The organism is Stenotrophomonas sp. 109824_Sma (assembly GCF_056480025.1).
Genome location: NZ_CM151078.1, coordinates 4,001,989 through 4,023,374 on the forward strand (window position 1 = coordinate 4,001,989; position 21,386 = coordinate 4,023,374).

The window sequence follows — 21,386 nt, forward strand, 5'->3', positions numbered from 1 at the left end:
CGGGGCACTGTGGGTTTGCGGGGACGCCGTAAACCCGTCCATGGGGGCTTGGTCGCGGCATCCATGCCGCTCACACCCCGCAAACCCACAGTGCCCCGCCTTCGACAGATTCCGGCGGCTGTTGGTAGGTGTCGACCTTGGTCGACACATCTGTCAGATATCGAATGAAATTCCCGGGTCAGATCCGTTTTCCTCCGGAAAACGGATCTGACCCCAAGAGCATTTCCAACAGATCGCGGAAAACTGTCGAAGGCGGGGTGGGTCCGGTTGCGGGAGTGTCCGCGGCATGGATGCCGCGGCCAAGCCCCCATGGGTGAGGGCGCTTTGCTTGCGAAGCACTGCTTCGCAAGCGCCCGAACGCACAGCCGCCAGCGGCTGGGCCGGACCGCGGAGCGGGGTTTACGGCGTCTCCCGCAACCGGACCCACCCCGCCATCCCACGGATAGCCGCTGTTGCTTCGGCTGTTGCTCTGGCTCGTAGCGGGTGCAGGGCGCAGCCCTGCAGCCCCCCCCTCCCTGAGCATTCCGCGTAGTGGTTTGAGCGCCGTGCACACGCCGGCCACGGCACGCTGGGCACAACGGAACCGCCCGTCATCCACCGAGAACCGCCATGACCCTGCGTTACCTGCCGCTGCGCGGCGCCCTGCTGCTGGCCCTGTCGTCCCTGCCGCTGGCCGCACTGGCCGAAGCCACCTCGCCCGCTCCCACCCAGCAGGTGCCCGGTGTCTACCACCAGCGCGTCGGTGCGCTGCAGGTCACCGCCCTGTTCGATGGCGTGGTCGCATTGGGCCGGCAGGAAGTGGTCGACGTGCCGCCAACGCTGGTCAGCCGCCTGTTGGAAGGCCGCTACGTACCCGAAGACAAGAAGGGCCTGCAGACCGCGATCAACGCCTTCCTGGTGCGCCAGGGCAACCACCTGACCCTGGTCGATACCGGCACCGCGCAGTGCTTCGGCCCCGGCCTGGGCCAGGTGCTCGGCAACCTGCGTGCCTCCGGCGTGGACCCGGCCGAGGTGGACGAGGTGCTGCTGACCCACGCCCATCCGGACCATCTGTGCGGGGTGCTCGACGCGCAGGGCAAGCCGGCCTACCCGAATGCCACCGTGTGGCTGTCCAAGGCCGATGCCGACTACTGGCTCAACCCGGCCAGCGAGGCCACGGCGCCGAAGGGCGTGCGCTTCGCCTTCCCGCTGGCGCGCAACGCGGTCGCGCCGTACCAGGCCAGCGGCCACCTGCGCACTTTCAGCCCCGGCGATGCGCTGCCCGGTGGCGCGGTGGCGATGGACACCCATGGCCATACCCCCGGCCATGTCTCCTACCGGTTCGACAGCCAGGGCCAGTCGCTGCTGGTATGGGGTGATGTGCTGCACTTCCATGCGGTGCAGTTCGCCCACCCGGAGGCCGCGTTCGAAGCCGATTCGGACCGCAAGGCGGCCATCGCCAGCCGTCGCGGGCTGCTGCAGCAGGCCACCGCCAACGGTTGGTGGGTGGCCGGTGCGCATCTGCCGTTCCCCGGCCTCGGCCATGTGCGTGGCGAGGGCCAGGCCTATGCCTGGGTGCCGGCGGAGTATTCGCCGTTGTGAGGGTGTGCCGACCCAGGTCGGCACCCACCCGATCGGGTAGCGCCCGGCTGCCAGCCGGGCGACCGGAAAGGCCTTATTCCAGCCCCAGCCAGCCGCCGATCACGCCGCGGGCTTCGTCCACGCCGGTGCGGTCCTCGCCGGAGAACACCTGCACGCTCACGCTGTCGCCATAGGCCGAGTGCAGTTCCTTGCGCACCTTCTGCAGGGACTGCATCTGCTGGCTGCGGCTGAGCTTGTCGGCCTTGGTCAGCAGCGCGTGCGCCGGCAGGCCACGCTGCACGGCGTAGGACAGCATCTGCCGGTCGTAATCCTTCAGCGGATGGCGGATGTCCATCACCACCACCAGCCCCTTCAGGGCCTCGCGGGTGCGGAAGTACTTGTCGATGAAGGCCTGCCAATGCGCCTGCAGGTCCAGCGGCACCTTGGCGTAGCCGTAACCGGGCAGATCGACCAGATGGGCTTCCGGGGTGACCTGGAAGAACACCAGCTGCTGGGTGCGGCCGGGGGTCTTGGAGACACGGGCCAGGGCGTTCTGGCGGGTCAGCGCGTTGAGCGCACTGGACTTGCCGGCGTTGGAGCGGCCGGCAAAGGCCACTTCGGCCCCTTCATCGGGCGGCAGCTGCCGCACGTTGTGGGCCGAAAGGTGGTAACGGGCGCGTTCGATGAGCAATGACATGTGCCTAGGATCGCATGTTGCGGCGCCGCGCGCCCGTGCCGGCGGCCGCTGCGGCCATTTTGCTGCACTGCTGCGTTGACCGTGCGCGGAAACGGCGTTGATAATCCGGGCGATGCCGGCGGCCACCGCCCGGCCCGGTCCATACGGAGCTTTAGCATGCGCCACGCTCGCGTTCTTGCCGTATCCGCCCTTGCCACTGCTGTAGTCGTTGCCGCTGCTGCGTTCGCGCAGACCACGTTGACCCCGCTACCCGACAACGGGCCGATCCGTACCGCCTCGCTGGAGGTGGATTTCAGCAAGACCCACTGGGGCGATGCCAAGGCCGGCCAGACCAAGGCGACGGCCTGCGCCGCCTGTCATGGTGCCGACGGCAATTCCACGGTGGAGATGTACCCGTCCATCGCCGGCCAGAGCGAACGCTACGTGGCCCAGCAGATGGCCCTGATCGCCAACGGCCAGCGCAGCTCGGGCGCGGCGGTGGCGATGGTGCCGTTCGTGCAGAACCTCACCCCGCAGGACATGCGCGACATCGGCGCGTTCTTCGCCACGCAGAAGGCCACCGCCGGCATCGCCGATGACACGGCGGTGACCGATGGCCCCTACAAGGGCATGAAGTTCTACGAGATCGGCCAGCAGTTGTACCGCGGCGGCGATGCCAAGCGCGGCCTGCCGGCCTGCATGGCCTGCCACGGCCCCAGCGGTGCCGGCAATCCCGGCCCGGCCTATCCGCACCTCGGTGGGCAGCACGCCAGCTATGTCGCGCGCCGCCTGCAGGAGTACCAGGCCGGCCAGACCAACGAGACCGACAAGGCGCACTTCCAGATCATGGCCACGGTTGCCCAGAAGCTCAGCGAGCAGGAGGTGCAGGCGCTGTCGAGCTACCTGCAGGGCCTGCACAACAAGGCCGATGACGTAGCCGCGGCCACCCCGCCGGTGCAACCGGCTGCCGCCCCCTGACCACCACTGGTCGGCCCGGGCCGCCACGTCGGCCCACGGCTGCGGTATGTTTCCTTCACGCCGGCGGCTGCGCCGGCGTTGCTTTTTTCAACGGAGATGCGTGTCGATGAGGTTGATTTCCCGCCTGCTGTTGTCCGTGCTGGTGCTGCTGCCGCTGGCAGCCTACGCCGCCACCCCCGCCAATGCCCCGCTGGTCGAGGGCAAAGACTACGAGCGCATCGCCCAGCCGGGCCCGTTCCAGCCGCTGGCCGGCAAGATCGAGGTGGTCGAGGTCTTCGGCTACACCTGCCCGCACTGCGCCCATTTCGAACCGCAGCTGGAAGCCTGGGCGGCCAAGCTGCCGGCCGACGTGCGCTTCACCCCGGTCCCGGCCGCCTTCGGTGGTGCCTGGGATGCCTGGGCACTGGCCTACTACGCCGCAGACGAAGTCGGCGTGGCCAAGCGCAGCCATGCCGCCGTGTTCAAGGCCCTGCACGAACAGGGTTCGCTGCCGATGCAGAACGTCTCGGCCGATGAGCTCGCCACCTTCTACAAGGCTTACGGCGTGACCCCGGACCGCTACATCCACGCCCTGCGCGGCGATGCCGTGCAGAAGAAGGTCGAGGCCGCGCGCGCGTTCGCCCAGCGCACCAAGATTCCGGGCACCCCGGCCATCATCATCAACGGCCAGTACCTGGTGCGCGGCAACAGCTTCGACGACCAGCTGCGCATCGCCTCGGCGCTGATCGCCCAGGCCCGCGCTGCCCGCGGCCGCTGAACCCAGCCCCACCACCGACACGGCGCTGTCGCCGCCGCGTGTCATCATTTCCCTCTGGCCGGCGCCTGCCGCCGGCCCCACCATTCCAGATGCTGGAGACGTTTCCATGAAGATCCGTTACGCCCTCGCCCTCGCAGCGCTGCTGCCGATCCTGGCCGCCTGCAAGGCCGACGACGGCAGCACCAACACCACCGCGGCCCCGGCCGAACCGGCAGCCGCCCCGGCCGCCACCACTGAACCGGCTGCTGCACCGGCCGCGGGCAGCGAAGGCGCCGCTCCGGCTGCCGCCGAAGGCGAGAAGGCCCCGGCCGAAGCCGCCCCCGCCGCGGCGCCGGCCCCGACCACCGCCGCGCTGACCGGCCCGGCCCCGGTGGAAGGCGCCGATTACCAGGTGATCCCGAACGGCCAGCCGTTCCAGCCGGCTGCCGGCAAGATCGAAGTAACCGAGATCTTCGGCTACGTCTGCCCGGCCTGCGCCGCGTTCCAGCCGCTGGTCGGCCCGTGGAAGGCCGGCCTGCCGAGCGACGTGAACTTCGTCTACGTGCCGGCCATGTTCGGCGGCACCTGGGATGACTACGCCCGTGCCTTCTACGCCGCGCAGACCCTGGGCGTGCAGGAGAAGACCCACGAAGCGCTGTACGCCGCCATCCACTCGCAGAAGACCCTGAAGGGCGAGCGCGGCCGTGACTCGGTGGAAGACATCGCCAAGTTCTACACCGCCTACGGCGTGGATCCGAAGCAGTTCGCCGCCACCATGGGCAGCTTCGCAGTGAATGCCAAGACCAACTCGGCCAAGCAGTTCGCCCAGCGCAGCCAGATCAGCGGCACCCCGTCGATCATCGTCAACGGCAAGTACCTGGTGAAGGGCAAGAGCTTCCCGGACATGCTGCGCATCGCCGACCACCTGATCGCCCGCGAACGCGGTGCGGCCCAGGCTCACTGATCCAAGAGAAGCGTTTCCCGGCCGTGAATTCCCCCCGTACACGGACCCTGCGCTTGCTGACGGCCAACATCCAGGCCGGCTCAAGTACCCGCCGCTACAGCGACTATGTGACCCGCAGCTGGTCACATGCGCTGCCGGCGGGTCGCAAGCGCAGCAGCCTGGACGCGATCGCCACCCTGGCGCGCGAACATGACATCGTCGGCCTGCAGGAGGCCGACCCGGGCAGCCTGCGCTCGGGCTTCACCAACCAGACTCACTACCTCGCCCAGCGCGCCGGCTTCAACTACTGGAGTCACCAGCCGAACCGGCGCATGGGCGGGGTCGCCTCCAGCGCCAATGGCCTGCTGAGCAAGCTGGAACCGGTGGAAGTGCAGGACCACGCCCTGCCCGGCCGCATCGGCGGGCGTGGCGTGCTGCTGGCCAAGTTCGGCGACGGTGCCGATGGCCTGGCGGTGGCGGTGGCCCATCTGTCGCTGGGCGCGGGATCGCGGATGTCGCAGCTGGGTTTCATCGCCGAGCTGCTGTCCGACCATCCCAACGCCGTGTTGATGGGCGACTTCAACTGCCTGGCCGAACGCCCGGAAATGCAGGTGCTGTACCAGAAGACCCGGCTGCAGCCCCCCGGCTGCATCGTGCCGACCTTCCCCAGCTGGCGCCCCGACCGCGCCATCGACCATATCCTGGTCAGCAGCGGCCTGCAGACCCGCACCGTGGAAGCCGTACCGGCCGCGTTCTCCGATCACCTCGCGCTGGCGATGCAGATCGACGTCCCGGCCAACGCCCTGCGCTGACCATTCCTGGTGGGTGCCAACCTTGGTTGGCACGCTCTCCGCCGGGCATGGCCCGGCGCTACCCGGCCTGCACCACCGGTACCTTCAACCGCCGCGCGGTCATCGTGCTGCCCACCGAGGCCAGCACCGTGCAGCCGATCGCCAGCCACTGCAACCCGTGCAGGTGCTCGTGCAGCAGCAGCATCGCCCACAGCGCGGCCACCGCCGGCTCCATGCTGATCAGGATGCCGAAGGTCTCCTTCGGCAGGCGCTTGAGCGCCATCATCTCCAGCGACATCGGGATCGCGCTGGACACCAGCGCCACCAGCAGGCCGGCCGCCAGGATCTTCGGATCGAGCAGCGCGGCACCGGCATGCACCACGCCCACCGGCACCACCACCAGCGAGGCCGCCAGCAACCCCAGCGACACCGAATGGCCGGCGTGCAGGTGGCCGGCACGCTTGCCGAACACGATGTACAGGCCCCAGCACGCCGCTGCGCCCATCGCATACAGCACGCCGGCCGGATCCAGCGCCGGGCCGCCGCCGATCGGCAGCAACAACAGCAACCCCACCGCCGCACAGCCCACCCAGAGGAAGTCGATCGGTCGTCGTGATGACAGCATCGCCACCGTCAGCGGCCCGGTGAACTCGATGGCCACCGCGATGCCGAAGGGAATCGTGCGCAGGGCCATGTAGAACAGCAGGTTCATCAGGCCCAGGGTGAGCCCGTAGCGCAGGATCGTGATCGCATCCACGCGGCTGGTCTTCCAGCGCCACGGCCGCCAGAACAGCAGCAGCAACAGCGCCGAGAAGCCCACGCGCAGCGCGCTGGTGCCCTGGGCGCCGATCAGCGGGAACAGGTGTTTTGCGTAGGAGGTGCCGATGGCCAGCGAGGTGACCGAGCCAAGCACCGCCAGCGCCGGCAACATCGGCGCAAGTCGTGAGGTCTGCATGGGCAAAGTCTATTGCGCCAGCGCCGAGCACTTGGCTCAATTGACAGCCCGTTCGTGCAACTTCTGCTCGCCATGGCCACCGCCCCCGTGCTCGACAGCTTCGACCGCGCCATCCTCGACCTGCTGCAGCGGGACAACACCCTGCCGCAGCGCGAAATCGCCGAGGCCGTGCACCTGTCCCCCCCGGCCGTGCAACGCCGCATCAAGCGGCTGCAGGACAGCGGCGTGATCGCGGCCAATGTGGCAGTGATCGATGCCGCAAAGATCGGCCGGCCGCTGACCATCATCGTCGAGGTGCGCGTGGTCAGCGAGCAGCGCGAGCGCGTGGCGCCGTTCAAGCGCCGCGTGCAGGACGATCCTGCCGTGCAGCAGTGCTACTCGATCACCGGTGACGGCGATTTCCTGCTGCTGCTTTCGGCGGCATCGATGGAAGAGTACGAGGCGATCACAGAGCGGTTGTTCGGCGGCGATGACAACATCGAGCGCTTCCGTACGTCGGTCGCGCTGGGTACGTTGAAGCGCAGTTTCGAAGTGCCGCTACTACCGGTTCCGTAGCGTCGGAGATCATGAACACATCGCCCTCCCCTGCCCGTCGCCTGCGCCGCTGGCTGCTGCGTGGCCTATGGCTGGCCATCGCCATCGTCGCCGCGTTGATGCTGTGGAACAGCCCGTGGGCCGCTGCACCGAAGCTGCTGTGGACACTCTCACGGATGCCTCCGGCCACCGAACTTCCGGTGCCGGTGGAGGGTGTGCGCCCCCGCCAGATCGCCGATACCTTCGGCGCACCGCGTGGCCGTGACCGCTCCCACGCCGGCATCGACATCTTCGCCAAGCGCGGTACCCCGGTACGCAGTGCCACCGCCGGCGTCATCGCGGATGTCAGCGAGCGCGGGCTCGGTGGCCGCCAGGTGTGGGTGATCGGGCCCGGGCGCGAGCGCTACTACTACGCCCATCTGGACGACTGGGCCGAGGGCCTGGCGCGCGGCCAGGTGGTCCAGGCCGGCGACCTTCTCGGCCACGTCGGCGACAGCGGCAATGCCAGGGGCACGCCGCCGCACCTGCACTGGGGCATCTACGGCGCCGATGGCGCCCGCGATCCACTGCCGCTGCTGCGCTGAACCCGGTTTGTAGCGCCAAGCCAGCTCGATACCACGGGGCAGCGGGCCCATTCGTTCACGATTTGTAAATAGGAATAGTTCGTATTACCATTTCTTTCGTTTCCGGTGGTGCCAGGACGGCCTACCCGCCCGTTTCCCACCCGTAGCGCCTCGCCTTCTGGATGCCGGCCGAGCGCGCGTGCTCGTCCAGGACCCCCATGACCCGTTCCGCCATCCGTACCCCGCAGCCGCAGCGGCTGTCCGTCGCCGTGCTCGTTGCACTCTGCACCCTGGCCCCGGCCGCCTTCGCCGACACCGCCGCCGACCCGACCACGCTCGACAAGGTGGTGGTCAAGGGCGAACGCGCCGAAGGCTATTCGGTGCGCCGCACCTCGGCCGGTACCCGCTTCGACCTGGCGCCGCGCGAGATCCCGCAGTCGGTCAGCATCATCAGCCACCAGCGCATCGAAGATCAGAAGCTGGACGACATCATCGACGTGCTGGCCAACACCACCGGCGTGACCAGCACCCAGTCCGACAGCGAGCGCACCGAGTTCTACGCGCGCGGGTTCTACATCGACGCCTACCAGTTCGATGGCCTGCCCACGCAGATGGTGCAGAACTGGAGCTATGGTGACTCCGGCCTCGATCTGGCCCTGTACGACCGCGTGGAAGTGGTGCGCGGTGCCACCGGCCTGCTCAGCGGCGCCGGCAACCCGTCGGCATCGGTGAACCTGGTGCGCAAGCACGCCGACAGCGCCGAGCTGGCCGGCAGCGTATCGGTAAACGTGGGCAGCTGGGGCCGCACCCGCACCACGGTGGACGTGGGCAGCGCACTGAACGCCAGTGGCACGGTGCGCGGCCGCGTGATCGGCAGCTACCTGGACACCGACGGCCAGATGGACCGCTACAACCAGCGCAAGACGCTGGGCTACGCCGTCATCGACGCCGACCTGACCCCGGATACGCAGTTGAGCGTGGGCTACGACTACCAGCAGAAGCGCGCCAATGGCGCGACCTGGGGCGGCTTCCCGATGCTGTACTCCGATGGCTCGCGCACGGGCTACGACGAATCGTTCAACGCCAGCCCGAACTGGACCTACTGGGATACCACCAGCAAGCGCGCCTTCGCCACCCTGCAGCACGCCTTCAGCAACGGCTGGAAGTTCAAGGTGGGTGCCACGCACGATGAGACCAAGGCCGACGACAAGCTGTTCTACCCGGCCTACAACGACTGGACCACGGGCGCATCGAACTTCGACAAGGCCACCGGCACAGGCATCTCGCCGTCCGCGGGCTTCTACAACACCGAGCGCAAGGTCACCGGCGTCGACGGCTACGTTGATGGTCCGTTCCAGCTGTTCGGCCGCGAGCACCAGTTCATGGCCGGCCTGAGCTACAACAAGCGCGAGTACGCCAACTACGGCGACTACCAGGTCGGTGGCGCCGGCCAGACCTGGGACCCGTTCGCCAGCTATCTGAACTGGACGGGCAACATCAGCGAACCGAACTGGAACCCGCTGGCACTGGCCAGCGAGGGCACCATCACCCAGAAGGCCGGCTACGCGGCCGCCCGCCTGTCACTGGCCGCCCCCCTGAAGCTGATCATCGGCGCCCGCTACACCGACTGGAAGAGCGAGGGCGAAGGCGCCGACCGCGCGCACAAGGTCACCACGCCCTACGCCGGCCTGGTGTTCGACATCAACGGTACGTACTCCACCTATGCCAGCTACACCGAGATCTTCCAGCCGCAGACGCTGAAGGACCGCAACGGCAGCTACCTCGATCCGGTCGATGGCAAGAGCTACGAAGTGGGCGTCAAGGGCGCATGGTTCGACAATCGCCTGAACGCCTCGCTGGCCGTGTTCCGCATCGAACAGGACAACGTCGGCCAGGCCACCGGTGAACCCGTGCAGGGCAGTCAGAACGAGTTCGCCTATCGCGCCGCGCGTGGCACGGTCAGCCGTGGCTTCGAGTTCGAGCTGAACGGCGAGCTGGCACCCGGCTGGAACGCGACTTTCGGTGCTTCGCGCTATGTGGCCAAGGACATCAACGGCGCCGACATCAACACCAACCTGCCCCAGACCGCACTGAAGCTGTTCACCAGCTACACCCCGCAGTCGCTGCAGGAACTGACCGTCGGTGGCGGTGCCAACTGGCAGAACCGCATCTACTACCCGGTACCGGCCTACGGCCGCATCGAGCAGAGCGGCTACGCACTGGTCAGCGCCTTCGTGCGCTACCGCATCTCGCCGGAGTTCAGCGTGCAGGCCAACCTCAACAACCTGCTGGACAAGAAGTACCTGTCGCAGATCAACGGCTACGGTGCGTACGGCGATGGCCGCAATGGCTCGCTGACGTTCACCTGGGCGTTCTGATGGAAATGGCGCCGGGCCTGCCCCGGCGCCATCGCGTTGCGGCGGCGACCTTGCAGGTGTAGCTTCGCGCACACGGTGGCCAGCAGTCCTGCCCCGTGCCATGCGGACACATGATGCGCTTCCACTCTCAAGGACGACCGGCCATGCGTACCGGCACGAAACTCGGTCTCTCGCTCACGGCACTGCTCCTGTCGCTGCCCCTGATGATCATCACGGGCAATGGCTATTTCATCCTGCTGCTGTTGATCGGCCTGCCTGCCGCGATCCTGTTCTGGTTCGACCTCGGCCGGGAACTGCGGGCCCTCCCCACACCCAGCCGCACTGAGCGGGCGCTGGGCCTGGCAATGGGCGTTCCGCAGGTGCTGTTCGGGCTGTCGTGCGCGGGAATCGGCCTGATCCTGGTGATCTGGATCCTGTACAACCTGTTGATCGAATCCCGGCCGCACTTCCGCGTTCCGTCACTGCCAGGGTTCGCAGTCGGTCCGATGATGATCGTGATTGGGCTGGGTTGGGCCCGCACCGCGTTTCGCCGCGTGGCGCCCCAGCATGACAGTGTCGAACAGGAGGCTCCGGACCAGGACACTCCGGATTGACCGCCGATGATGACCGGTGCCGGGAACATCCCGGCACCGGCCGCTTGCATCAGAAGCGCAGGTCCGCGCGCAGGTACCAGTAACGGCCACGCGGGATGTCGTAGGTCGAGGCGTCGTAGCCGTTCAACGAGCACGACAGGCAGATCGGCGGATCCTTGTCGAACACGTTGTTCAGGCCCGCGGTCAGCTGCAGCCCCTTCATCCAGTCGATCTTGTAGCCCACCTGCATGTCGTGGAAGGTGGTGGCCGAGAGCGTGTTGGTGCCGGCGGCCTGGTTGCTGCACACCGGGAATGCAACGGCATCGCCGCAGTTCTCGGTCAGCTCGGAGATGTGCCGCACCGTCCAGTTCGCACTCCAGCGGTCCATCGTCCAGGCGATGCTGGCGTTGCTGGTCCACTCCGGGATGGAGCTGTCGGCCACTTCCACGCCCGGCTTCTGCGGCTGCTTCTGCCCCGCCGCGCCGGTGGCTTCGTAACGTCCGACGAAGGTGTTCTTCCAGGCCAGCTTGAACTGGCCGATGGAGCTCTGCGGCAACGTCCAGAACAGATCCACGTCCCAGCCGTCGGTCTTGATCGAGCCCAGGTTGGTGAGGCGGTTGTTGAAGCTGCTGACCGCGCCGGTGCTGGCGCGGGTGATGCCATCGCAGTACACCGGGTCGAGCGTGTCCACGCACAGGTCCAGCTGGGTCTGCGCGTTGATGGCCTGGATCGCACCGTCGATGGCATGGCGGTAGAAGGTCACTTCCACGTCGAAGCGCTCTGACCACGATGCGTTGTTACCGAACCACGGGCTCCACACGAAGCCGGTGCTGAAGCTGCGCGAGCGCTCCGGTTCCAGCTCGCGGTTACCGCCGGTGGTCACCGAGATCTGCGAATTGGCCTGCTGGAAGCCAGCCGGTACGCCCAGCGCGGCACAGTTGCCGGCGCTACCACGCGGCGGCGTACCGCCCAGGCCCACCGAGCACGGGTCGAACAGCTGCAGGTCGGCGCGCGCGGCCGAGCCGTACAGTTCGCCGATCGACGGCGCACGGAAGCCCTCAGCATAGGTGGTGCGCAGCACGAAGTCGTCGGTCACCTGCCAGCGCAGGCCGTACTTGGGCGTGAACTCGCCGCCGAAAGTGGAGTAGTCCGAGTAGCGGCCAGCCAGGCTCAGGTCCAGCTTCTTGCCCAGCGGCGAGTCGGCGAAGATCGGGACGCTCAACTCCAGGTACGCTTCGTTGACGTCATACGAACCAGACGTCGGCTGCGACGGCACGCCGTTGTAGTGGCCGATCACCGTCAGCGGATCAGGCTGGTACCAGCCCTTGTACTTGCGGTACTCGTAGCCGCTGGCGAACGACACCGGACCGGCCGGCAGGGTGAACAGGTCGCTGGACAGGTTGGCGGTGAACAGGCTCAGCTCATTCTGGCTGCGATCACGCACCACCGGCTGGATCCACTTCAGCATGTCCGGGGTGATCGAGCCGACGCCGCCGAAGATGTTCAGCGGCACGCAGCCCGGCGTCGCCGCGCACACCGCCGGATCACCCAGCGCCATGTTGACGTTGTAAATGTTGTAGCTGCCGTAATTGGTCTGTTCGGCCTTGTTCTTGCTGTACATGCCGTTGACATCCCAGTACCAGCTGCGGTCGGCGGCATGGAAGTTGCCGACCAGGCCGGTGGCCACGTAGGTCGTGTTGACCTCCTGCTTGAACACGCGCGCGCCACCTTCGACCGGACGGCGGCCGATCAGGCTCATGTTGCCCGAGGACACCAGGTCGAAGCCGAACGGGTTGTACGGGTTCAGGCGCGAGACCACGATGTTGTCGGCCAGCGGGTTGCCGGTGGCACCATCGGGGCCGAAGAACAGCGGCTCGGGGCCGGCCTGGTTGGTCGACTCGCGGCGGTTGCCCAGCGCCTTGATGTACCACTGCACGTTGTCGGTGATGTCGAAGCGGAACTGGCCGAACAGGCCCTTACGCTCGGACGGGGTCAACACCATGTTGTATTCGGCGAAGTTGAAGCGGTCGGCGCTGGTGAAGCAGTGGTAGTCGTCGGTGCGGTTGCAGCCGGCGCTGCCGTCGTAGCGTGGGCTGCTCACACCGGTATTGGGCACGATGTCCTGCTCGGCGCCGGTATTGGGGTCGACGAAGGCGAAGCGGCCCTGCGGAATGCCGCCGCTGCCAAAGGCCAGGCCGGTGCCCGGAATCGGGAAGCGCGACTGCTCGCGGTCGCGGGCGAACACCGGGTCCTGCTTGGTCCAGCTGGCGCCCAGGAACAGGCTGTAGCGATCGCCACTCTTGCCCCACGCCAGGTCCACGCCCTTCTGCGTGCCGTCGCCCTTGCTGTATTCGCCGTAGTTCAGGGTCACCTGGCCGCCATCGAAGTCGCGGCGGGTGATGATGTTGACCACGCCGGCGATGGCGTCGGAGCCATACAGCGACGATGCACCGTCTTCCAGCACCTCGATACGCTCGACGATGGCCAGCGGAATGGTGTTGAGGTCGGTAGCCGCGCCCACGCCCGATGCCGACGACTCATTGACCCAGCGGATGCCGTCGACCAGCACCAGCACGCGCTTGGCACCGAGGTGGCGCAGGTCGACCTGTGCCGAACCAGCACCCACGCCGCTGCCATCCGGCGGGAAGCCGAAGTTGCCGGATGAATTGAACTTGGCATTGAGCGCCGAACCGGAACCGGTGAGCTGCTGCAGCACCTCGCTGATCGAGTTCAGGCCGGTGCGTTCGATGTCGCCGCGGGTCAGCGTCTGGATCGGGACCTGGCCCTCGACCTCAGCGCGCTTGATGCGGGTACCGGTGACTTCCACCGCGTCGAGGTTGGTGGTGGATTGTGCAGCGGCACCCAAGGGTGCCAGGGCCATCACGCACAGCGTGACGGCAACCGCCAACGGGCGGTGGTGCAGGTGCTTCATTCGCTCTCTCTCCAAAGGAATGTCGGGACATGGGCTGCCGCGCTCCCCCCTGCATGGCGGCAGCGTCTCCTTTGTAAACAAGCGGTAAAAATCACGGCGTGATGATCGACACTCTTTCACGCGGAATTGACGCAATTGACGGCCATTTGCGACAGATGAGGGCCGTTTAGAACCGGACGGTACTGTTCACCGCCCTCCACGTTGATGCCGGCTGCGACAGCGCGCGCCGAGATCCGCCACAGCTCATCAAGGGGACTTGTCGGTGCAGGCGCTAGTGGCCGGGCGCGTCGACGCGTAGCCCATGCTGGCTCACGGCCAGCAGCACGCGCGCCATGTCTCCGTAGTCGGTGTCGTCGGCGGTCGCCAGGTGCACCCAGGGGCGATGCTGCTGCGGCATCTGTTGCGCCTGCGCAAGGTACTGCTGCAATGCGGGGGCATCCAGCGGCTGGCCATTCCAGAACACCGCGCCCGCTGCGTCGATGCGCAGGTTGATCGGCTGGGGCGAGGACGCCGGCCAGGGTGGGCACGAGGTGCGCTGCTGGAACGCCAGCAGGCCGGTCGCCTGCGCCATCGGCAGCGTGGTGACCACCAATGCCAGCAGCACCAGCAACACATCCACCAGCGGTGCCAGATTGGGGGTGGCCATCAGTGAGGTCGCGCGCTGTGTCCCGTATCGCATGCCACGTTCCCTCGCAGGAAGAGCGGCCCGCCGATGGCAGGCCGCCCGTTGCGGGATTCACCGCATGAAACTCACCGCACGAAGGCGATGCGCTCCATGCCGGTGGCCTCGGCCGCAGCCAGGATCCGCGCCATGCCTTCGTACTCGGCCGACGGATCGGTGGCGATGCGCAGCTCCGGCAGGTTGCCGGCATGCTCGCCGGCCTGCGCCTGCAGGCGCGCCTGCAGATCGCCGATGGCCATCGGCTGGCCATCCCAGCTCAGCTGGTTCGACGCATCCAGGCGCAGCTCGATCGGCGGCGGCGGTTCGGGGCGATCGATCGTGCGATCGGTGGCCTGTGGCAACTGCACGGCAATCGGCCGGGCCACGATCGGCGCGGTCACGATGAAGATGATCAACAGCACCAGCATCACATCCACCAGTGGCGTGACATTGATGTCCGCCAGCGGGCCGCTTCTTCCTGCGCTACTGAACGCCATGTGCCGCTCCCTGCAGCCGGGCCGTTCGCCCAAGACCGACGTTACGACGCCTGCGATCACCTGCGGCAGTGGCCTGCGCGGGTTCATTCAGCTGTCGTTGCCGACGCCCGGCGTGCACGCAATGCGAAACTGAATTCAGCCATTGCCCGCTATGCTGCCCGCCATGACCCGACGCTCTTCGACCGCCCTGTCCCTGCTGCCCTTGGCCACCACGCTGCTGATCGGCTGCGCCAATGCCCAGTCCCTCGATGCCCAGAACGCGCAGCTCAAGGCCGCGATCGCAGCCGCCGAGCGCGGCCAGTTCGATCCCGGCCAGGCCGCTGCACTCAGCCGCCATCCGGCTTACGGCTGGCTGGAGTACGCCAACCTGCGCCGCAACATCGACACTGTCGATACCGCGCAGGCGCAGGCCTTCCTCAAGCGCTACGACGGCCAGGCCGTGGCTACCACCTTCCGCGGCGTGTGGCTTCCCTCGGTCGCACGCCGCCAGGACTGGCCGACCCTGCTCGCCAACTGGGTGCCCACCGACAACGCCGGCCTGCGCTGTGCGCAGCTGACCGCACGGCAGGTGACCGGCAAGGTTGATCCGCAGTGGATCAGTGAAGCGCAGGATCTGTGGCGCAAGAACGGCAAGTCGCTGCCGGACGGCTGTGATGCCGTTTTCGCCGTGCTGCAGGCCCAGGGTGGGCTGAGCGACGCCCTGCGCTGGGAACGCATCGATGCCGCCGCCGACGCGCAACAGCCGGCAGTGATGCGCAGCGCCGCACGCGGCCTGCCCGCCACCGACCTGGCACTGGCCAACAACTACGCTGCCTTTGTCGACAAGCCCAACGCCAGCGCGTTGAACTGGCCGCGCAACGAGCGCAGCCGGCGCATCGCCACCGATGGCCTGGCCAAGCTGGCCAAGGCCGATCCCGGCGCCACCGAACAGCAGCTGCCGCAGTATGCGCAGGCACTGGGCCTGAGTGCCGACCAGCAGGGCCAGGTGCTCTACCAGATCGCACTGTGGACGGTGGCGTCCTACCTTCCGGATTCGGCGCGCCGCCTCAACGCGGTGCCCGAATCGGCGTATGACGAGCGCCTGCACGAATGGCGCGTGCGCGAAGCGATGTCGCGCGGCGACTGGCCAGCGGCGCTGGCCGCGATCCGCAAGATGGGCAGCAAGCAGCGCAGCGATCCGCGCTGGCGCTACTTCGAAGGCCGCATGCTGGAGAAGACCGGCCAGGCCCAGCAGGCGCAGCCGCTGTTCCGCGAGGCCGCGCGTGCACCGACCTTCCACGGTTTCCTGGCCGCCGACAAGCTGCAGCAGGGCTATACCCTGTGCCCTTGGAAGCCGAACGACAGCGCGCAGGCACAGGCGGTGATCGCGCGCGATCCGGCCATCCAGCGTGCGATGGCGCTGTACCAGATCGATCGCGCCGGCTGGGCCGTGGCCGAATGGAACAGCGCGCTGTCCCGCTTCGATGACACCCAGCGCCGCCTCGCCGTGCGCGTGGCGCAGGACAACGGCTGGTTCGACCGCGCCGTGTTCGCGCTCGGCAAGCAGCCGCAGGAGCAGCGCCTGTACGACCTGCGCTTCCCGCTGCACCACGACGCCACCATCCGCCGCGAATCGGCGCGCAACGCGATCGATCCGGCCTGGGTGGCCGCGGAGATCCGCGCCGAGAGCACCTTCACCCCGCGCGCGCGCTCGCCTGCCAACGCCATGGGCCTGATGCAGGTGCTGCCGGCCACCGGTGCCGGCGTGGCCAAGTCGATCGGCCTGACCGGCTACGGCGGTGCCGACAGCCTGTACGACCCGGACACCAACATCGCCATCGGTACCGCCTACCTGCGCCAGCTGATGAACAAGTACGACGGTCTGCCGTACGTGACCATCGCCGCCTACAACGCCGGCCCGGCCCCGACCGCGCGTTGGCAGGGCCAGCGCCCGGGCTTTGATCCGGACCTGTGGATCGAGACCATCAGCTACAAGGAAACCCGCGAGTACGTCGCCCGCGTGCTGGCCTTCAGCGTGATCTACGACTGGCGCCTCAACGGCGATGCGCTGCCGCTGAGCGACCGCCTGATGGGCCGCCTGGTGGACAAGCGCAAGAGCTTCAGCTGCGCCGCCAACGCCGACCAGGGCGGCGATTGATCGCAACACGGTCGTGCCGGCCGCTGGCCGGCACGATCCGGTATCCACTCCCGGGGAGGGGAAGACAATGAGCCTGCTGGCCTGGATCGGGATATTCGCCGCCTGGAGCCTGCTCGCCACCTGGGTGCTGCGCTGGGGTGGCGCGGCCTGGATGGAAGGCTGGAAGTCGCTGGCCTTCATCGACAGCTGGGGCAGCCTGTGGGACGAAGCGCAGATCAAGCTGTATTTCCTCTGCCTGTGGATCGTCTACGGGCTTTGGTTCGTGGCCGGCCTGTTCGTGCCGGAGTGGCGCGGCCTGCCGTGATGCCGCTGCATCGGTCGTGCCGGAACATCTGCGCCTGCCATGCGATCATCCCCCCATGAAGATCTATCTTGTCGGCGGCGCCGTACGCGACCGCCTGCTGCAGCGCCCTGCCGGCGACCGCGACTGGGTGGTGGTCGGTGCCACGCCCGCGCAGATGGAAGCGCAGGGCTACACCGCCGTCGGCCGCGATTTCCCGGTATTCCTGCACCCGAAGACCGGCGAGGAATACGCGCTGGCGCGCACCGAGCGCAAATCCGGCCGTGGCTATCGCGGCTTCGTGGTCGATGCTGATCCAGCGGTGACGCTGGAAGAAGACCTGCAGCGGCGCGACTTCACCATCAACGCGATCGCCTGCGATGAGGAGACCGGCACGCTGGTCGATCCTTACGGTGGCGTTCGCGATCTTGAGCAGCGCGTGTTGCGCCACGTCGGCCCTGCGTTCGTGGAAGACCCACTGCGCGTGCTGCGCGCGGCGCGCTTCATGGCGCGCTTCGCGCCACTGGGCTTCACCGTCGCCGAAGAGACCATGGCGCTGATGCGCGAGGTCGCCGCCAGTGGCGAGCTGGACGCGCTGGTGCCGGAACGCGTCTGGCAGGAACTGCGCAAGGCTCTGGTCAGTGAACGGCCCTCCGCCTTCCTGCGCACGCTGCACGATGCGCAGGCCCTGGGCCCGATACTGCCCGAGCTGGAAGCGCTGTATGGCGTGCCGCAGCGTGCCGAATTCCACCCGGAAGTCGATACCGGCATCCACCAGGAAATGGTCAGCGACATGGCCGCGAAACTGGCGCCGGGTGATGACCTGGTCGGCTTCGCGGCCCTCACCCACGATCTCGGCAAGGGCCTGACCCCGCCGGAGGAATGGCCGCGCCACATCATGCATGAGCAGCGCGGCATCAAACCCCTGAAGACTTTGTGCGCGCGGTTGAAGATTCCCTCCGAGCACCAGCAGCTGGCCGAAGCGGTGTGCCGCGAGCACTTGAACGTGCACCGCATCGACGAACTGCGCGATGCCACCGTGCTGGAACTGCTGGGCCGCTGCGATGCGCTGCGCCGGCCGGAACGCGTGGCCCGTATCGCACTGTGCTGCGAGGCCGACAAGCGCGGCCGGCTCGGCTTCGAGGACGCCGACTACCCACAGGGCGAAACGCTCAAGCGCCTGCATCAGGCGGCGCTGTCAGTGCAGGCGCGGGATCTGGATACCACGCATCTGAATGGCCCGGCCATCGGTGAAGCACTGGCCAAGGCGCGTGTGAGGGCTATTGCCGCCGCCCGCTGATCCGCAACGGCCACGCGCACTGCTATGGGTAGTGCCGGCCGCTGGCCGGCAACCAGACAATCCGTGGATTCAGTGCGCCATGCCGCGGGTGATCGCCGCCGCACGCTGCTTCAGCTGGGCCACGGCATCGGGAATCATCTCCATGCCCACGTCCAGGCCCGGGTTCAGCACCAGGCCGACGCCGTCGCCGATTCCGGCCAGCAGCGCGTGCACCGCGATCGGCATGGCATGGGCAAACTGCGGCAGCTGCTCGTGCCACAGGCCCGCGCGCTCGGGGGCGGTGAACACCGCGAACATCGGCTCACCGCTCTCGCTGGTCAGCACCAGCGGCGAGATGCTCTCGTCCCAGGCGCCATCTTCACCAATGGCCTTGTCCAGCAGCACGAACGCCGTCGAGGTCAGCAGGCCGTCGAGGAACTGCGCTGCGGTCAGCGTGCCGTCCTGGGCCTGCAGCAGGCGCACCTCGAGGTCGTTGAGGGGTTCGAACGGGGTGTCGTGGTCCATGGTCGGTTCCGGTACGTGATTGCAGGGCAGACTTTAACAGGCCCGGTCCTCAACCGATGTATCCGTGCCGCCACAGCCATCCGGCCACCGCCAGCGCGGCGACCCCCACCAGCATCAACGGCAGGCCGAAGCGGTGCCGCCACGGGATCGGTACCCCGCCCAGCTGCTGGTCCATGGTCTCGGTATCCAGCACCCAGCCGTGCTCGCACCGGGTGCAGGCCAGTTCGTAGCGGCGCTGGTAGGTGAAGCCGAACAGCAGGTCGATGCGCGCCATCTTGTAGCGCAGCTGCGGCGCGAACTCGGTTTCCGTCTGGCAGCGCAGGCAGTGGTGCGCTTCGGTGGGGCCGACGATCAGCACCCGTTCCTGTTGGCCGATCAGGATCATGTCCGGTTGCCCTGGCAGGCGGGCTGGGCCAGCAGCCAGGCTTGGGCGGCGGCCACAGTGGCGGCATCACCCTCGACGCGCTGGTCGGGTTCGATCCTCAACCCATCGCCACGATCATTGCGGTCCCGCATCACGCTGGTGGTCAGCAGCAGGCGACTGCCATCGGCAAGGGTGTGCGCGACATTGCCGGTGGAGACACCCGCGGTCGGCTGGCCGAAACTCCGCGCCTGCGGGCGGCCACGCCACGCCAGCACCGCGGCCTCGCCCGAACTGCCGGTGCGGGGCCCGAACAGCACCGCCACCGGCGCGCCAGGCTGCCGCAGCACATAACCGGACTGGCCGAAATCCAGCAATGGCTTGCCTGCCAGCTGCACGGCGGTCGCCGTCAACGTCCAGCGCTGCGGCCCGTGCGCGGTTTCGAACGAGCCCACGTCCTCGTTGTTCACCATCGAGGTGCGCAGCAGCGGGGCCATGCCCAGCAGCATCGGCCACATGGCGCCACCGCCGTTGTCCCGCAGGTCAACGATCCAGCTACAGCGCGCGCCGTCGTCCTTGCTGCGGATGACCTGCTGCCACCGCGCGGCACGCTGGATGTCCTGGCGGAACTTTTCCTGCGGCGTCGCGCCCGGCATGGAGGCATAGCCCTCGATGACCACCCAGCCGATGCGCGCATCCACCGCATCGGCGGCCCTGGCCCGGTCCACGGCGGCGGCACCGGCCTGCTGCGCACGTGCAAGGGATTCGCGCTGGCGCTGGGTCGTGGTCCATGCACCATGGTGGCCGGTGCTGAGCGCAATGACTTCGCGCAGAACGGCCAGCCGTCGCACGGGGTCGCCCTGCACCGATTGCAGGCGTACGCGGGTGGCAGGCCAGTCCACCCGGTCGCGATACAGCGCCTGGCGTTCAAGCAGGTTGAGGATCTCGGCCTGGGCCTCCGGCGAGGGTACCTCGACCGCGCCTGGCGTATCGGCCATGGCGCCGGTCGCCAGCAACACGAACATCAGCGCGCCGATGCGACGCACTCCCTTGCGAACCTGCATGCGACGCTTCCTTGTCGTTGAATCAGGACCGCAGCATAACCGGGGCATGATCGCTTGCGCCACGCGCGAACTGTCGTATCTGACCCTGCCGCGACCTGCAGCAAAGCAGGCGCCAGGCGATCACAACATTGCAACTTTGCCCATGTCATCGCGGCATACAACGCGCCAAGGTGGCCCCGTCGGCGCTTCCTGCGCTGGCCGGGATTGGCGTCCTGAATGAAGCTTTTCACGAGCGGGCTTGCAACGTCGTTGCCGGCCCGAACAATGCACCGTCCGTCGTTCTGCGGCGGGCGGTGCGTGGGGATCCCCGGATCCGCCGGCGTCATTCCTCGTGAAGAGCTTCACCGGCACGCCAACCCGCACCGCCCGCCACCTTGCATCCCGCAGGTGGCCTTGCCCTGTGAGGTTGCCGCCATGAACACGTCCTTCCCCACCTATCCACGCCTGCAGGCACTGCTCGGCGCAGCCTTACCCGGCCTGCAGCTGTCCACTACCGCCGCCGAAGCATTGGAAGATGCGCTCGCCGAAGTCCACGAACAGGCGCCGCCATCGGCATTCTTCGCGCGGTTGCGTGGTATCGCGCACAACCACGCGGCCGATGGGCAGCCGTGGCGCGAGCGGCAACTCAGCGAGGCGCGTGGTCGGGAACTGGCCGAGGCCACGCGCTGTCTGGCGGCGTTGTCTGCGTGTGGGGGGGTGTTGCTGGCCGCACAGTCGGCACGCGAGATGGACGATGCGACGGCGCAGTGCCCGCCGCAGGTGGAGGAAGGCTTGCTGCATGCGGTGGTGGTGCTGGCTGATCATGCCGGGGCGTTGGTGGAACCGGATGCGTGCGCACCGCCGCTGTAGAGCCGAGCCTTTGCTCGGCTGCGCGGAGGTCGCGGTGTCGGTGAGGTTCTGTGCCGACCAAGGTCGGCACCTACCAGAGCAACGTCATGGCAGCGGAGGGCATCGTGTCGACCAA

At 67.8% G+C, this 21,386-nt stretch carries 21 protein-coding genes; 13 read left to right on the forward strand and 8 right to left on the reverse strand.

Translation table 11 applies throughout. From position 1 onward, the window contains the following. Positions 1 to 609: 609 nt before the first annotated feature. The gene (locus ACZK1G_RS18750) at positions 610 to 1,581 is read left to right on the forward strand and encodes an MBL fold metallo-hydrolase (RefSeq protein WP_101766069.1); all 972 of its coding nucleotides are present in this window, start codon (positions 610 to 612) and stop codon (positions 1,579 to 1,581) included. Between the two features lie 73 nt (positions 1,582 to 1,654). On the opposite strand, the gene yihA is transcribed toward ACZK1G_RS18750, so the two are convergent. After that, complete coding sequence (gene yihA / locus ACZK1G_RS18755; RefSeq protein WP_049442873.1) at positions 1,655 to 2,257, reverse strand: ribosome biogenesis GTP-binding protein YihA/YsxC; 603 nt, start codon at positions 2,255 to 2,257, stop codon at positions 1,655 to 1,657. Between the two features lie 156 nt (positions 2,258 to 2,413). Here yihA and ACZK1G_RS18760 point away from each other — a divergent pair, with 156 nt between their 5' ends. The 4 genes from ACZK1G_RS18760 (at position 2,414) to ACZK1G_RS18775 (ending at position 5,705) form a co-directional block, all read left to right on the forward strand. Then, positions 2,414 to 3,214, forward strand: coding sequence for a c-type cytochrome (locus tag ACZK1G_RS18760; protein WP_101766070.1), 801 nt, complete (start codon positions 2,414 to 2,416; stop codon positions 3,212 to 3,214). A gap of 106 nt (positions 3,215 to 3,320) precedes the next feature. Then, the gene (locus ACZK1G_RS18765) at positions 3,321 to 3,971 is read left to right on the forward strand and encodes a thiol:disulfide interchange protein DsbA/DsbL (RefSeq protein WP_101766071.1); all 651 of its coding nucleotides are present in this window, start codon (positions 3,321 to 3,323) and stop codon (positions 3,969 to 3,971) included. Between the two features lie 106 nt (positions 3,972 to 4,077). Next, positions 4,078 to 4,914, forward strand: coding sequence for a thiol:disulfide interchange protein DsbA/DsbL (locus ACZK1G_RS18770; protein ID WP_101766072.1), 837 nt, complete (start codon positions 4,078 to 4,080; stop codon positions 4,912 to 4,914). A 53-nt stretch (positions 4,915 to 4,967) separates the two neighbouring features. After that, positions 4,968 to 5,705, forward strand: a complete 738-nt coding sequence (locus ACZK1G_RS18775) for an endonuclease/exonuclease/phosphatase family protein (protein WP_182474396.1) — start codon at positions 4,968 to 4,970, stop codon at positions 5,703 to 5,705. Between the two features lie 58 nt (positions 5,706 to 5,763). On the opposite strand, the gene ACZK1G_RS18780 is transcribed toward ACZK1G_RS18775, so the two are convergent. Further along, a complete protein-coding gene (locus ACZK1G_RS18780) occupies positions 5,764 to 6,639 on the reverse strand; it encodes an EamA family transporter (protein WP_032128972.1) in 876 nt (291 codons plus the stop codon). Positions 6,640 to 6,711: 72 nt separating this feature from the next. On the opposite strand from ACZK1G_RS18780, the gene ACZK1G_RS18785 reads away from it, so the two are divergent. The 4 genes from ACZK1G_RS18785 to ACZK1G_RS18800 all read left to right on the forward strand — a co-directional run bounded on the left by ACZK1G_RS18785 (position 6,712) and on the right by ACZK1G_RS18800 (position 10,707). Then, complete coding sequence (locus ACZK1G_RS18785; protein WP_049442868.1) at positions 6,712 to 7,194, forward strand: Lrp/AsnC family transcriptional regulator; 483 nt, start codon at positions 6,712 to 6,714, stop codon at positions 7,192 to 7,194. A gap of 11 nt (positions 7,195 to 7,205) precedes the next feature. Further along, positions 7,206 to 7,757, forward strand: a complete 552-nt coding sequence (locus tag ACZK1G_RS18790) for a M23 family metallopeptidase (protein ID WP_049442867.1) — start codon at positions 7,206 to 7,208, stop codon at positions 7,755 to 7,757. A gap of 197 nt (positions 7,758 to 7,954) precedes the next feature. Further along, positions 7,955 to 10,114 (forward strand): ferric-rhodotorulic acid/ferric-coprogen receptor FhuE, encoded by a 2,160-nt coding sequence (gene fhuE / locus ACZK1G_RS18795; protein WP_101766073.1) that lies wholly within the window; start codon positions 7,955 to 7,957, stop codon positions 10,112 to 10,114. 143 nt (positions 10,115 to 10,257) lie between these two features. Next, positions 10,258 to 10,707: a hypothetical protein gene (locus ACZK1G_RS18800; RefSeq protein WP_101766074.1), complete on the forward strand. Its 450-nt coding sequence runs from the start codon at positions 10,258 to 10,260 to the stop codon at positions 10,705 to 10,707. A gap of 49 nt (positions 10,708 to 10,756) precedes the next feature. Here the strand turns inward: ACZK1G_RS18800 and ACZK1G_RS18805 are convergent, their stop codons facing one another. The 3 genes from ACZK1G_RS18805 to ACZK1G_RS18815 form a co-directional block, all read right to left on the reverse strand. Then, the gene (locus tag ACZK1G_RS18805) at positions 10,757 to 13,618 is read right to left on the reverse strand and encodes a TonB-dependent receptor (RefSeq protein WP_101766075.1); all 2,862 of its coding nucleotides are present in this window, start codon (positions 13,616 to 13,618) and stop codon (positions 10,757 to 10,759) included. A 271-nt stretch (positions 13,619 to 13,889) separates the two neighbouring features. Then, positions 13,890 to 14,264 carry an ExbD/TolR family protein gene (locus ACZK1G_RS18810; RefSeq protein ID WP_233490800.1) on the reverse strand — a complete coding sequence of 125 codons (375 nt, stop codon included), beginning with the start codon at positions 14,262 to 14,264 and terminating at the stop codon, positions 13,890 to 13,892. Between the two features lie 104 nt (positions 14,265 to 14,368). Further along, positions 14,369 to 14,776 carry an ExbD/TolR family protein gene (locus ACZK1G_RS18815; protein WP_014038483.1) on the reverse strand — a complete coding sequence of 136 codons (408 nt, stop codon included), beginning with the start codon at positions 14,774 to 14,776 and terminating at the stop codon, positions 14,369 to 14,371. A 151-nt stretch (positions 14,777 to 14,927) separates the two neighbouring features. Between ACZK1G_RS18815 and ACZK1G_RS18820 the strand changes: the two genes are divergently transcribed. The 3 genes from ACZK1G_RS18820 to ACZK1G_RS18830 all read left to right on the forward strand — a co-directional run bounded on the left by ACZK1G_RS18820 (position 14,928) and on the right by ACZK1G_RS18830 (position 18,493). Beyond that, complete coding sequence (locus ACZK1G_RS18820; protein WP_101766076.1) at positions 14,928 to 16,913, forward strand: transglycosylase SLT domain-containing protein; 1,986 nt, start codon at positions 14,928 to 14,930, stop codon at positions 16,911 to 16,913. A 67-nt stretch (positions 16,914 to 16,980) separates the two neighbouring features. Further along, a complete protein-coding gene (locus tag ACZK1G_RS18825) occupies positions 16,981 to 17,217 on the forward strand; it encodes a hypothetical protein (protein WP_101766077.1) in 237 nt (78 codons plus the stop codon). Positions 17,218 to 17,272: 55 nt separating this feature from the next. After that, complete coding sequence (locus tag ACZK1G_RS18830) at positions 17,273 to 18,493, forward strand: multifunctional CCA addition/repair protein (protein ID WP_101766078.1); 1,221 nt, start codon at positions 17,273 to 17,275, stop codon at positions 18,491 to 18,493. A 69-nt stretch (positions 18,494 to 18,562) separates the two neighbouring features. Here ACZK1G_RS18830 and ACZK1G_RS18835 read toward each other — a convergent pair whose 3' ends face one another. The 3 genes from ACZK1G_RS18835 to ACZK1G_RS18845 are packed head-to-tail and all read right to left on the reverse strand — an operon-like array spanning position 18,563 to position 20,422. Next, on the reverse strand, positions 18,563 to 18,997 hold the full coding sequence (locus ACZK1G_RS18835; RefSeq protein ID WP_005419309.1) for an SseB family protein: 435 nt from the start codon (positions 18,995 to 18,997) through the stop codon (positions 18,563 to 18,565). A gap of 49 nt (positions 18,998 to 19,046) precedes the next feature. Then, entirely contained in the window at positions 19,047 to 19,382 is a 336-nt protein-coding gene (locus tag ACZK1G_RS18840; protein WP_101766079.1) for a hypothetical protein, read from the reverse strand. Further along, positions 19,379 to 20,422, reverse strand: a complete 1,044-nt coding sequence (locus ACZK1G_RS18845) for a S41 family peptidase (protein WP_101766080.1) — start codon at positions 20,420 to 20,422, stop codon at positions 19,379 to 19,381. Before ACZK1G_RS18845 ends, ACZK1G_RS18840 begins: the two co-directional genes overlap by 4 nt. 414 nt (positions 20,423 to 20,836) lie before the next feature. On the opposite strand from ACZK1G_RS18845, the gene ACZK1G_RS18850 reads away from it, so the two are divergent. Then, positions 20,837 to 21,271 (forward strand): hypothetical protein, encoded by a 435-nt coding sequence (locus tag ACZK1G_RS18850; RefSeq protein WP_101766081.1) that lies wholly within the window; start codon positions 20,837 to 20,839, stop codon positions 21,269 to 21,271. The last annotated feature ends 115 nt before the right edge of the window (positions 21,272 to 21,386 follow it).